This window comes from Klebsiella sp. YJ, from assembly GCF_002108615.1.
Lineage (GTDB): Bacteria > Pseudomonadota > Gammaproteobacteria > Enterobacterales > Enterobacteriaceae > Klebsiella > Klebsiella planticola.
On the sequence record NZ_MTEG01000022.1, the window covers coordinates 78,165 to 91,141 of the forward strand.

The following is a 12,977-nucleotide window of genomic DNA, read 5'->3' on the forward strand; positions in this document are numbered from 1 at the left end:
GAAAAGGGCGGGTAAATCCCGCCCTTTTCTGTTTATCGTATGCGACGTTTGCCGGTCAGTTTCTCAGCATTCGCGAGCTGAACCCGGAACGTCAGTATCAGTGATGTGAGAACCAGTTCAGCTTGTCGCGCAGGCTGACCACGCGGCCAACGATAATCAGCGCCGGGCTGGCCATCTGCTGCGCCAGAATATCCAGCTGATCTAAGGTGCCGGCGACCACTCTTTGGCTGACCGCCGTACCGTTTTCAACGATAGCCGCGGGCATATCCGCCGCCATGCCGTGAGCAATCAGGTTCTCACGGATAGCAGAGGCCTGGTTCAGCCCCATATAAAACACCAGCGTCTGCTTCTCTACCGCCAGGTTTTCCCAATCCAGCTCGCCGCCGGTCTTCAGATGGCCGGTGATCAGGCGGACGCCCTGGGCGAAATCGCGATGGGTCAACGGGATACCTGAATAGGCGGAACAGCCTGAAGCCGCGGTAATTCCTGGCACCACCGAGAAGGGGATTCCGGCGTTGCACAGGGTTTCCAGCTCTTCGCCGCCGCGGCCAAAAATAAAGGGATCGCCGCCTTTCAGGCGCACCACGCGACGTCCGTTCTGCGCCTCGCGCAGCAGGATCTGGTTAATCTCTTCCTGGGGTACGCAGTGATAGCCCGCGCGTTTGCCGACGAAAATCCGATCGGCGTCGCGACGTACCAGATTCATAATGTCGTCAGAAACCAGACGGTCATACACCACGACGTCCGCCTGCTGAATCTGCTGGAGCCCTTTGAGGGTCAGCAGCCCGGCATCGCCGGGACCGGCGCCGACCAGCACCACTTCGCCACGATGATCCAGCGGCTCCATTAACAGTTGCTCGGTAGTATCGGCAACGGCCTGGCGGTCTTCATTGGCCAGCGATTGCGCCAGACGGTCGTTGACGAACAACTTTTCCCAGAAACGTCGACGTTCGCCGACCGTCGCAAACTGTTTTTTCACCCGCGAACGCAGCTGGCCGGCATAGTGGGCCAGCTGGCCTAAGTGGAGCGGCAGAATCGACTCCAGCTTTTCCCGCAGCAGCCGCGCCAGCACCGGTGAGGTACCGCCAGAGGAGACGGCGACCATCAGCGGCGAGCGGTCAATGATCGACGGCATAATAAAGCTGGCCTGCTGCGGCGCATCCACCACGTTACAGAATATCCGCCGTGCCTCTGCCGCGTCGCTGACCCGCTGATTGACATCTTCATCGTCGGTGGCGGCGATGGCCAGCCAGCAGGTGTCGAGAAGCGCCGGGTTAAACGGCGCTTGCACCAGGGTCAGCATCTGCGAATCAGCCCACGCATGGAACTGCGGCGAGAACACCAGCGCGTTGACCGTGACTCTGGCGCCGGCATCAAGCAGCAGGCGTGCCTTGCGTTCGGCAACATCACCGCCGCCGACCAGTAAGCAGTCGCGGCCGCGCAGCTGACAGAAAATAGGTAAGTGATCCACGGAACATCCTCGCAGCAAGCAGTGGGAGAGGGATAAGCGGTCGTAGCATAGCAGCAGAGGGTTGGCACAATATACGATTTTTCGGGCGCCTACCGCTTAGTTGGCATAAGAAGAAAATATGGTTCCCGCCGGAGCGCGGCGGGAACCTCAGGGCATCATGCCTTCAGCTGAACGTTGCCGTCTTTCACGCGCGCATCGAAATGTGCAATGGAGTGGCTTGCATCTTCCATGCACAGGCCGTCGCGCAGACGGAAGCGCTGTTTCTTCAATGGGCTGGCGACCCACAGCTCACCCTCATGTTCAGCAATGATGCCTCGCGACAGCACGCTGGCGTTGAAGAACGGGTCGATATTGCTGATCGCATAGACCCGATCGTCATGGTAAGGCCGGAACAGGGCGACCTGCTGCTGGCCCAGCAGCGCACAGACGCCGGTTGCAGGCAGAATATCGTCAATCTTGCAGATGTTTACCCACTGGCTCATGCGTTCTCCTCCACCAGAGTGACCGGGATACGCTCATACGGCGTTGCCGGACGGTGCTGCTCGCGTTCCGGTACGACCTGTACATTCGGGTCGCGCTGGTTGCTGTTGATAAAGTGTTTGAAGCGGGTTTGTGCCGCCGGATTGTTGACCGTCTCGGTCCACTCGCAGGCGACAGCGGCACGCAGACGCGCCAGCTCTTCTTCCAGGTGGGCGTTCAGGCCCAGCTTGTCGTCGATAATGACGCTACGCAGGTAGTCGATGCCGCCTTCCATGTTGTCTAACCACGGCGCGGTACGCGTCAGCTTATCGGCGGTACGGATATAGAACATCATAAAGCGATCGAGATAGCTGAGCAGCGTTTCGCGATCGAGATCGGCGGCCAGCAGGTCGGCGTGGCGCGGCTTCATCCCGCCGTTCCCGCAGACGTACAGGTTCCAGCCTTTCTCGGTAGCGATAATGCCGACGTCTTTCCCCTGCGCTTCCGCACATTCACGGGTGCAGCCGGAGACGCCAAACTTCATTTTGTGCGGCGTACGGATGCCTTTGTAGCGGTTTTCCAGCTCGACGCCGAAGCCCACGCTGTCGCCGACGCCGTAGCGGCACCAGGTGCTGCCGACGCAGGTTTTCGCCATACGCAGCGCTTTGGCATACGCGTGGCCGGTTTCGAAGCCCGCTTCAATCAGCTGACGCCAGATTTCCGGCAGGTCGTCTTTTTGTGCGCCGAACAGGCCGATACGCTGTGAACCGGTGATTTTAGTGTAGAGGTTATATTCGCGCGCGATGCGCCCTACGGCCACCAGGCCTTCCGGCGTAATTTCGCCGCCGGCGGAGCGCGGGATAACCGAATAGGTCCCGTCTTTCTGGATGTTGGCGAGGAAATTATCGTTCGTGTCCTGCAGCGGCGTATGCTGAGGCTTGAGAATGTACTCATTCCAGCAGGAGGCCAACAGCGAGCCAACGGTCGGTTTACACACTTCGCAGCCGTAGCCTTTTCCGTGTTTCGCCAGCAGCTCTTCGAAGGTTTTAATCCCTTCTACGCGAATCAGGTGGAACAGCTCCTGGCGGGAGTAGGCAAAGTGTTCGCACAGATTGTGGTTCACTTCGATCCCCTGTTTCGCCAGCTCCGCGTTCAGCACCTGGGTCACCAGCGGAATACAGCCGCCGCAGCCGGTACCGGCTTTGGTTTCTGCTTTCAGCGCGGCGACGGTATGGCAGCCTTTGTTGATGGCGGAAATCAGCATCCCTTTGGTCACGTCGAAGCAGGAACAGATTTGCGCGCTGTCCGGCAGTTTATCGACGCCGATTGACGGCTTACCGCTGCCTGCGTGTGCCGGCAGAATCAGCGAGTCCGGGTTTTCCGGCAGTTCAATGCCGTTGAGCACCAGCTGCAGCAGATTGCCGTAATCGCTGGTGTCACCGACCAGCACCGCGCCAAGCAGAGTTTTATTGTCTTCGCTGACGATCAGTCGTTTGTAGACTTCTTTGCTTTCATCAAGATAGACGTAGCTGCGGGCGCCAGGCGTGCGGCCATGCGCATCGCCGATGCCGCCCACGTCAACGCCAAGCAGCTTCAGTTTGGCGCTGAGATCGGCCCCGATGAAGCGGTTGTCGTTGCCGAGGAGATGGTCGACGGTCACCTGGGCCATTTTATAACCCGGCGCCACCAGACCGTAGACGCGGTTGTTCCAGCTGGCGCATTCGCCGATAGCATAGATATCCGGATCGGAAGTCTGGCAGGTGTCATTGACCACGATACCGCCGCGCTGCGCCACGGCCAGACCGCACTGGGTCGCCAGCTTGTCACGTGGACGAATACCGGTGGAGAAGACGATAAAATCGACCTGCAGCTCGCTGCCATCGGCGAACTGCATGGTTTTTCTGGCCTCGCTGCCCTGCTGGACAATCTCTTTGGTGTTTTTGCTGGTATGGACCTTCACGCCCATACTTTCGATTTTACGCTTGAGCTGCTCGCCACCCATATTATCCAGCTGTTCGGCCATCAGCATGGGAGCAAATTCGATGACGTGGGTTTCCACGCCAAGGTTCTTCAGCGCGCCGGCAGCTTCGAGGCCCAGCAGGCCGCCGCCGACTACGGCGCCGCGTTTGCTGCGACGCGCGCAGGATTCAATCGCGTTCAGATCTTCAATGGTGCGGTACACAAAGCAGTCCTGCGTGTCCGCGCCTTTGATTGGCGGGATCCACGGATAGGAGCCCGTCGCCATCACCAGCTTGTCGTAAAATACCGTGCGTCCCGCGCTGGAGTGAATCACTTTCTCCTGGCGGTTAATGGTAATAGCGCGTTCACCGATCAGGACTTTAACGCCATGTTTCTCGTAAAAACCTTCACGGACCAGCGAGAGCTCTTCGGCGGTGTGATGGGAGAAGTAAGACGACAGGTGGACGCGGTCGTAAGCGATACGGGGTTCTTCACAGAACACGGTAATGTCGAACTGTCCGGCAGGCGCCTTATCAAGAAGCTCTTCGATAAAGCGATGGCCAACCATGCCGTTACCGATAATAGCGATTCTGACTTTGCTCATTTTTGCCTCGATTTCTTTTCTATTACCGCCTACCTTAACGATTCAGCCAGGACACTTATTGATACAAATCAAGAACGCCCGCGCCTACCACTTAATGGGTATGCTTATGATTTTCCTGGATTTTTATAAGTTATGGAAAACTCAGGCTTTTCCTCGCTGTTGCTTTTGTGTACAAAATGGATGCGGGGGGATGTTCATGGGTTGGGCGAAAAAACGGCAATATTCACGGGAGTCATCAAGATGACAGCAGTTCCGCTTTGGTTGATTGAGAACGTACGTTTGCCTGACCGCGAAGGGCTGTGGCAGATCGCGATAGATAAAGGCTGTTTTGGTGATATCACCCCGATGGGCGATGCGCGCAGCGAAAGTTATGAAGTGCTCAACGCCCGCGGCGGGCTCGCGATTCCACCATTTATTGAACCGCATATTCATCTCGATACCACCCAAACTGCCGGCGAGCCAAACTGGAACCAGTCCGGGACGCTGTTCGAGGGGATTGAGCGCTGGGCAGAGCGTAAGGCGCTGTTGAGTCACGAAGATGTGAAGGCCCGGGCGTGGAAGACGCTGAAATGGCAAATCGGCAACGGGATTCAGTTTGTCCGGACGCACGTTGACGTGTCTGACCCGACGTTGACGGCATTAAAGGCGATGCTGGAGGTGAAGCAGGAGGTAGCGCCATGGGTAGATTTGCAGATAGTCGCCTTCCCCCAGGAGGGGATCTTATCCTACCCCAATGGTGAGGCCTTGCTGGAGGAGGCCCTGCGACTCGGGGCCGATGTGGTCGGCGCCATTCCGCACTTTGAGTTTACTCGCGAGTATGGCGTGGAATCGCTGCATATCGCGTTCCGTCTGGCGCAGCAGTATCAGCGTCCGTTGGATATTCACTGCGATGAGATTGACGACGAGCAGTCGCGGTTTGTCGAAACGGTGGCGGCTCTGGCGTTGAAAGAGGGGATTGGCCCACGGGTTACGGCCAGCCATACCACCGCGATGCACTCCTATAACGGCGCCTATACTTCGCGGTTGTTTCGGTTACTGAAGCTCTCGGGAATCAACTTTGTCGCTAACCCGCTGGTGAATATTCATCTTCAGGGGCGTTTTGACGATTATCCAAAGCGCCGTGGCATCACCCGGGTGAAGGAGCTGATGGCGGCGGGCATTAATGTCTGTTTCGGCCACGATGATGTTTTCGACCCGTGGTACCCGCTGGGTACTGGCAATATGCTGCAGGTGCTGCATATGGGGTTGCATGTCTGTCAGCTGATGGGCTATCAGCAGATTAACGATGGGCTGAAGCTGATTACCGACAACAGCGCCCGCACCTTTGGCCTGCACGATTACGGCATTGTGCCGGGCTATCCCGCAAATCTGGTTATTCTACCGGCGGAGAATGGTTTTGAAGCGGTTCGCTGCCAGGTGCCGGTTCGCTGGTCGATTCGTCAGGGACGGGTAATTGCCACAACGCAACTGGCACAGACCTGGATCCAGACCGACAGAGGAGGAGAGGAGCTGTTCTTTAGCCGAAACAGCCCCTTCACTGACGCAAAGGGGCCAACAAAGGCTTAGTGGGAGGCCGCCGCCGCATTGTGCTGGCGGTGGCGGGAGACGAAGCCAAGGATTAAGCACATCACAAAGACGACGGCGTAGAGGCCGTTAGCGGTGTGCAGCGCTGCCAGCGGGCCGCTGGCAGCCACAATCGGACCGGTCACCACGAAGGTCAGCATTGTGCCGATGGTGCCGCAGGTCAGTACAAAGTTCACCAGTTTCGGCGACGCGACTTTGGTTTGTAGCGAACCCAGCGTAATAAGCGAGGTGTAAATCGCGCTGGAGAAGAAGCCGAGGGTCAGAATAAACCACGGCATATGCTCCGGTGAACCGTTGATGAACAGGTACATCAGCACGGTGGCGAGACCAGCCAGGACGGTCAGGATCCGCTGCAGGTCGAAGAAGCGCAGGATGAAGCTGAACGACCACATGCCAATCATGTACGACATCCAGAAATCACTCACCAGCTTACCGCCATCGGCCAGGCTCATGCCCAGGGTCTTGGCATACTCCGGTACCCAGGAGATAAAGCCCAGCTGACCGAGGATGTAGCACAGCGCCGCAATGGCGAGGAACAGCACGCCGATGCCCCATTTTTCTTTCACGACCGGCTGGTTGTCCTGCTGCCCTTTTTTGCCAAGAACCGGGAACTCACAGCCGAAGGTCAGAATAAAGATGGCAACGTAGACCAGACCAATGCAGGCATAAACCCAGTACCACTCAATGCTGCGGGCCAACAGGAATGCGGCGACCATCGGGAAGATCATCCCCGCCATGCTGAAGAAGGAGTCGGTAAACAGCAGACGCGCGCCACGCTGGCGGCCTTCATACATGTGGGTGATCAGGAAGGTCCCGATCGACATGGTGATCCCGCTGACCAGTCCCAGAACGAACATGGACGCGGAGAACAGAGCCAGGCTGTGGCTAAACATCAGCCCGGCAACGGCCAGTACCATCAGAATGAAGCCAAAACGCAGCTGGGTTTTCAGCGGCACAATTTCCATCAGCCAGGCGTTCAGGAAGATAGAGATCAGGATACCGGCGTTGAGGAAAGTAAAGGTGTTGCTCATGCTGGAGACGGGCAAATGGAAATAATCGGCGATATTTCCCATCACCATTCCGGTGACGATCACCAGCGCGCCGGTGAGGGCGTAGGAAAAGAAGCTGATCCATGTGAGCTTGATACGATTGCTGTTAGTCATGACTGGCCTGTGAATAGAAATGTAAAGCGCATTGACTGCGCCAGGGCGGACAGATTTTATTCATTCGAGTGATGTAAGCAAACGTTTATTATGCAATGAAATGCTTTTTGCATAGATTAGTGTGATTTAGATCGCTTTTATTGATCGCGCAGGTCAAGGCGTGCGTCGTAACAACTGTTTCAGCTACGTAAAATTAGGTAAAAGGCTGGCCCAGGATGCAAAGGCTCTTTAGAATCAAAGCACTTGCTTTTTATTCTGCTCCGTTAAGGAATTCCCATGCTCAAATCAACTCTGGCGGCGGTGGTTGCCGTTTTCGCTATTTCAGCTTTCTCTCCGGCAATGGCAGCGAAGGGCGATCCTCATGTACTGCTGACGACGTCTGCGGGCAATATTGAGCTGGAGTTAAATAGCCAGAAAGCACCGATTTCCGTGGATAACTTCCTGAAGTACGTGAACAGCGGCTTCTATAACAACACCACCTTCCATCGCGTGATTCCGGGCTTCATGGTGCAGGGCGGCGGCTTCAACGAACAGATGCAGCAAAAGCAGCCGAACCCGCCGATTAAAAACGAAGCCGATAACGGTCTGCGCAATACCCGCGGCACTATCGCGATGGCGCGTACCGCCGATCAGGACAGCGCGACCAGCCAGTTCTTCATTAACATTGCGGACAACGCCTTCCTTGACCACGGGCAGCGTGATTTTGGCTATGCGGTCTTCGGCAAAGTGGTGAAAGGCATGGACGTGGCGGATAAGATTTCTCAGGTTCAGACGCACAACGTCGGACCGTACCAGAATGTACCGTCCAAACCTGTCGTCATCCTCTCAGCGAAAGTCCTGCCGTAAGCCTTTCTGTGCGCGGGTAACATCGCCCGCGCCACATCGGCCTCTCTGCGTAACCCGAAATTGCTGCTTATACTTGTGGCAAACAGGGGACGATAAGGGAGGCGACCATGCGTTCACTCACCGATAAGCAAAAATCCCAACTCTGGGAACAGACCCGCAATGTGAATTTTCAGGCCAGCCGTCGTCTTGAGGGCGCAGCGATCCCGCTGGTGACGCTGACTGCCGAACAAGCGCTGGCGCGTGTCGCCGAGATCAGGAGGCGTCATGAGCAGTAAATATGGCGACGATCGCGACCCTTACCTCTACCCTGCGCTCAATGTGATGCGTAACCGTCTCGGCATTCGTCAGGCGCAGCGGCTGGAGCAAACGGCCTGGGAAATCACCTCCCTGCGTGCGGCGACGCTGCCGCTGGGACCGCGTGGCCGCGGGCTACCTTACCTCTGTTTCATTCATCATCAGCTGTATCAGGATATCTTCGACTGGGCGGGGCAATTCAGAGAAGTCGATATCTATCAGGGTGATACCCCTTTCTGTCATTTTGCGTGGATTGAGAAAGAGGGCAATGCGCTGATGCGGGCGCTGGAGGACGAGGACTATCTCAGCGGAATCAGCCGCGCGACGTTTGTCACGCGTCTGAGCTGGTACTACGGGGAAATCAACGTCCTGCACCCGTTTCGCGTCGGTAGCGGCCTGGTTCAGCGGATTTTCTTTGAACAGTTGGCTCTTCACGCCGGGTTTGTGCTCGACTGGCGGGATATCGACCCCGATACCTGGAGCCAGGCTAACCAGCTGGGGGCGATGGGCGATCCCGAACCCCTTGAGCGGATCTTTCGCAAAGTGGTAAGCGAAGCGTGAGAATCTGAGTAGAATAGCCCGGTTTTATTCTTTCCGGAGCCGCTATGATCCTGCTTATCGACAACTATGATTCTTTCACCTGGAACTTGTACCAGTACTTCTGTGAACTGGGGGCGGAAGTGCTGGTCAGGCGTAATGATGAGCTGACGCTTGAGGAGATAGCGGCGTTGCTGCCGGAGAAAATCGTGATCTCTCCCGGGCCCTGTACGCCAAATGAGTCAGGCATTTCGCTGGCGGTGATTGCCCGTTATGCCGGTCAGATTCCGCTGCTGGGCGTTTGTCTTGGCCATCAGGCTATCGCCCAGGTCTTTGGGGCCACTATCGTGCGCGCGGCGAAAGTGATGCACGGCAAGACTTCCCCCATCCATCATAACGGGCAGGGGGTCTTTCAGGGGCTGAATAATCCGCTGACCGTCACTCGCTACCACTCTCTGCTGATTGATCCCGCGACGCTTCCCGAATGTTTTGAGGTGACGGCCCGCAGCGACAGCGGGGAGATTATGGCCATTCGCCATCGTGAGTGGGATCTCGAAGGGGTACAGTTCCACCCGGAGAGTATTCTAAGCGAGCAGGGACATCAGCTGCTGGCAAACTTCCTCAACCGGTGATTTGTAGTTGCCATTGACTGATTTTTTATGCATATTTTGTGATTAGATTATCACAATAATGACCGCATAACGAAGAAGGATGGCATGACATGGCAACTGAGCAACCGGTAATTACCCGCGCCACATTCGATGAAGTTATTTTGCCGATTTATGCACCGGCAGAATTCATCCCGGTCAAAGGTAAAGGTAGCCGCGTTTGGGATCAGCAGGGCAAAGAGTACGTTGATTTCGCCGGCGGGATTGCGGTGACGGCGTTAGGGCATTGTCATCCGGCTCTGGTCGCGGCGCTGCATGAGCAGGGAGAAACCTTGTGGCATACCAGCAATGTCTTTACCAACGAGCCGGCGCTGCGTCTGGGCCGCAAGCTGGTGGATGCCACCTTCGCCGAGCGCGTGGTGTTCATGAACTCCGGCACCGAAGCGAACGAAACGGCGTTCAAGCTGGCGCGCCACTACACCATTACCCGTCACAGCCCGTATAAGACCAAAATCATCGCCTTCCATAATGCCTTCCACGGCCGTTCGCTGTTCACGGTATCGGTGGGTGGGCAGCCAAAATATTCTGATGGCTTCGGCCCGAAACCGGCGGACATTATCCACGTGCCGTTTAACGATCTGCATGCGGTGAAGGCGGTGATGGATGACCACACCTGTGCGGTAGTGGTTGAGCCAATTCAGGGGGAAGGCGGGGTGATGGCGGCGACGCCGGAGTTCCTGAAAGGACTGCGTGAACTGTGCGATGAGCACCAGGCGCTGCTGGTATTTGATGAAGTGCAGTGCGGCATGGGGCGTACCGGTTCGCTGTTTGCATATATGCACTACGGCGTGACGCCAGACATTCTTACCAGCGCTAAAGCGCTGGGCGGCGGCTTCCCGATCAGCGCTGTACTGACCACCAGTGATATTGCCAGCGCATTCCACGCCGGTTCCCACGGTTCGACCTACGGCGGTAACCCGCTGGCCTGCGCCGTGGCCGGGGCGGCATTTGATCTGATTAATACGCCGGAGGTGCTGGAGGGCGTGAAGGCGAAGCGCGAGCTGTTTGTGCAACATCTCCAGCAAATTGACGCGCAGTTTGACCTGTTCAGCGACATCCGCGGTATGGGGCTGTTGATTGGCGCGGAGCTTAAGCCGCAGTATAAAGGCCGGGCACGCGATTTTCTCTATGCCGCGGCAGATGCGGGCGTGATGGTGCTGAATGCCGGGCCGGATGTGATGCGCTTTGTCCCTTCGCTGGTCATCGACGAGAAGGATATTGCTGAAGGTATGACCCGCTTTGCCCAGGCGATAAAGCAGGTTCTTAACGCTTAATCGCGCGTAGCCAGATACCGTGATGCGGGCGCTGACGCCATGCCACCGAGGAGATGGTGTGCATGGTGTTCAGATGGTCGAGGATCCGCTGCAGATGCTGCTCCATTGTACTTAACGGGCCCCGGCTCACCTCCACATCCTGCGACTCCATAATATTCACATCGCCAGCGCTGCCGGGACCGTCGGAGTCCAGCCGCTGTTGACAGCGCTGGAGCGCAATCTCACAGGATTCCAGGTAACGCCGGGCCAGCTCCGGCGTCAGCATATTGTGCTCGCGGGCGAGGGTGGTCATGGCGTTGATATGCTCAACAATAAACTGGCTGTGGGTGACCCACAGTTTCATATCATCAAGATAATGTGTGTTAAAACCGGGTTCCTGCATGGCCTGATTCAGCGAGTTATACAGCGAGTTATGTGCCTGATTGACGCGCATCCGGCGATAGGCCAGCGCCGGGGCCTGATGATCGTCGCTGAGAATTAGCCTGATCGCTTCCTGATCGGCTTCCAGCGCGTCGTGAGCGTTCTTACGCAGTAGCCCGCTTTGCCATTGCGGCCATAGCCAGACCATGCCGCCAAAGGCGATAAGGCAGCCGATAAGCGTATCGATAAGCCTGGCGACAATATACTGCTCGCCGTTGAGCGTCAGAAGCTGCAGGGTATACACCGCCGTCACGGTAAAGCCAACCATCGCCCAGCCATAATGCTTGCGAATAATCAGGTAGCTCAGCAGCGTGACGAGCAGCATCGCGGAGAGCGTATAACCCTCCGGGACGTGAAAGTGCAGCGCCAGGCCGGCGATAGCCAGACCGGCAAGTGTACCTGCCGCCCGATGGACGATACGTACCCGCGTCGCGCCGTAGCCGTTTTGGGTCACAAAAAGCACCGTCATCAGGATCCAGTAAGGCTTGGGAAGGTTCAGGGCGCTTCCCATCAGGCTCGCGGCCGTTAACATCACGCAGATACGCGCAGCGTTACGTAGCGCCGGCGATTTTAATGAGAGATAGCTCTTTAGCGCGGGCAGCAGCGGCAGACGGCGCTCTTTATCCGCCATCAGGTTGCGAGCATACAGCGGGCGCTGGGTACGCAGCACCCGGGCTATTCGGCTGAAGTGCCAGGCGCAGAACTGCCCTACCAGGTTGTCCGGATGCTGCCAGGCGATTTTCTCCAGCGCGCCGATTTGCTTATCCATATGAAAGCGTTGCGGGTAGCGGTGGTAGAGAATGTCATCGGCCAGCACCCGCAGGCGTGCGGCAACGGTTTGTGCGTTCCAGCGGATCACCGCCTCGGCATGGCTGCGCTCTACCAGTTTTTGTACTTCTTCGGGTTGGTGCAGGCTGACGGAGATATGTTCCTGCAAATCCAGCGCCATCTGAAATGCCCGCAGCAGGCGCTTGTGGTCATTGCGCTGGTTCGCCGCCAGCATATGCATCTGCTGGTAGCATTGGGTGATCAGGTCCACCACCTTCTGCTGGCGCGTGAGCAGCGGCGGCAGTGAAGTGGTGGGATCGATATGCTGGGTCAGCAGGCTGTATTTGGCTTCGCAGTAGTTAGCCAGCTCGCGATAAAGCAGGCTCAGCGATTCGCGCAGCGGCTGCTCGCGCCATAGCCAAAACCAGAACCAGTTAAACAGGCCGTACCACAGCGTCCCGAGGGCGTAGATCAGCAGTGGCTCCCAGACGGGCATGTTCCCGGCAAGGCTCAGGGTAAAGATTGCGGCAATTAACGACGCGGGCAGAAGCCTGGCGTGCAGAGAGCTGATCTCCGCCGTTACGCCCAGCAGTAGCGCCAGGCCGCTGAGAATCAAGGGCAGCGGGATATCCTGCTGAAGAAGAAGCTGGACCACCAGGCTACAGCCGGCAAACAGCGAGCCGCCAATAATCAGACGTTTAAAAAAGCGTTTGTGCGGCGTATCCAGACCGGCGACGTTACAGCAGGCGGGCACCAGCGAAAACAGCAGACCTTGCTGTAAGTGACCGAGGAGGAGACCGATTGCGACAGGCAAACACAACACCAGCGTTTGCCGCAGTGCATAGTTGACTTCCGGGTGGTAAATCAGCCTGCGCCACATAGAGGGAAAACGAAAACGGCGTGTTGCGCAAGCAACACGCCGTTTTATCG

Annotated in this window: 11 protein-coding genes; 6 read left to right on the top strand and 5 right to left on the bottom strand. The window is 57.1% G+C overall.

All coding sequences use genetic code 11. The annotated features are described in order from the left end of the window. Window positions 1–97: 97 nt before the first annotated feature. The 3 genes from cysG to nirB form a co-directional block, all read right to left on the bottom strand. Window positions 98–1,471 (bottom strand): siroheme synthase CysG, encoded by a 1,374-nt coding sequence (gene cysG, locus BV390_RS21430; protein WP_085397317.1) that lies wholly within the window; start codon window positions 1,469–1,471, stop codon window positions 98–100. 155 nt (window positions 1,472–1,626) lie between these two features. Further along, window positions 1,627–1,953, bottom strand: a complete 327-nt coding sequence (nirD, locus tag BV390_RS21435; RefSeq protein ID WP_004868437.1) for a nitrite reductase small subunit NirD — start codon at window positions 1,951–1,953, stop codon at window positions 1,627–1,629. After that, the gene (nirB, locus tag BV390_RS21440; RefSeq protein WP_004868435.1) at window positions 1,950–4,493 is read right to left on the bottom strand and encodes a nitrite reductase large subunit NirB; all 2,544 of its coding nucleotides are present in this window, start codon (window positions 4,491–4,493) and stop codon (window positions 1,950–1,952) included. Before nirB ends, nirD begins: the two co-directional genes overlap by 4 nt. A gap of 240 nt (window positions 4,494–4,733) precedes the next feature. Here nirB and BV390_RS21445 point away from each other — a divergent pair, with 240 nt between their 5' ends. Further along, the gene (locus BV390_RS21445; RefSeq protein WP_032690465.1) at window positions 4,734–6,059 is read left to right on the top strand and encodes a cytosine deaminase; all 1,326 of its coding nucleotides are present in this window, start codon (window positions 4,734–4,736) and stop codon (window positions 6,057–6,059) included. Here the strand turns inward: BV390_RS21445 and tsgA are convergent. Further along, window positions 6,056–7,240, bottom strand: a complete 1,185-nt coding sequence (gene tsgA / locus BV390_RS21450; protein WP_032690466.1) for an MFS transporter TsgA — start codon at window positions 7,238–7,240, stop codon at window positions 6,056–6,058. The two genes, BV390_RS21445 and tsgA, sit on opposite strands and share 4 nt — an antisense overlap. Before the next feature lie 276 nt (window positions 7,241–7,516). Here tsgA and ppiA point away from each other — a divergent pair, with 276 nt between their 5' ends. From ppiA to argD, 5 genes are all read left to right on the top strand, one after another. Continuing rightward, on the top strand, window positions 7,517–8,086 hold the full coding sequence (gene ppiA, locus BV390_RS21455) for a peptidylprolyl isomerase A (protein ID WP_004868429.1): 570 nt from the start codon (window positions 7,517–7,519) through the stop codon (window positions 8,084–8,086). A 107-nt stretch (window positions 8,087–8,193) separates the two neighbouring features. Then, a complete protein-coding gene (locus BV390_RS21460) occupies window positions 8,194–8,361 on the top strand; it encodes a YhfG family protein (RefSeq protein ID WP_049267913.1) in 168 nt (55 codons plus the stop codon). Further along, complete coding sequence (locus BV390_RS21465; protein WP_032698705.1) at window positions 8,351–8,941, top strand: putative adenosine monophosphate-protein transferase Fic; 591 nt, start codon at window positions 8,351–8,353, stop codon at window positions 8,939–8,941. Before BV390_RS21460 ends, BV390_RS21465 begins: the two co-directional genes overlap by 11 nt. A 44-nt stretch (window positions 8,942–8,985) precedes the next feature. Further along, entirely contained in the window at window positions 8,986–9,549 is a 564-nt protein-coding gene (gene pabA, locus BV390_RS21470) for an aminodeoxychorismate synthase component 2 (protein ID WP_032690468.1), read from the top strand. Between the two features lie 89 nt (window positions 9,550–9,638). Then, window positions 9,639–10,859, top strand: a complete 1,221-nt coding sequence (argD, locus tag BV390_RS21475) for a bifunctional acetylornithine/succinyldiaminopimelate transaminase (RefSeq protein ID WP_085397318.1) — start codon at window positions 9,639–9,641, stop codon at window positions 10,857–10,859. Here argD and BV390_RS21480 read toward each other — a convergent pair. Further along, entirely contained in the window at window positions 10,849–12,927 is a 2,079-nt protein-coding gene (locus BV390_RS21480) for a YccS/YhfK family putative transporter (protein WP_085397319.1), read from the bottom strand. The genes argD and BV390_RS21480 overlap by 11 nt on opposite strands. Window positions 12,928–12,977 lie beyond the last annotated feature (50 nt).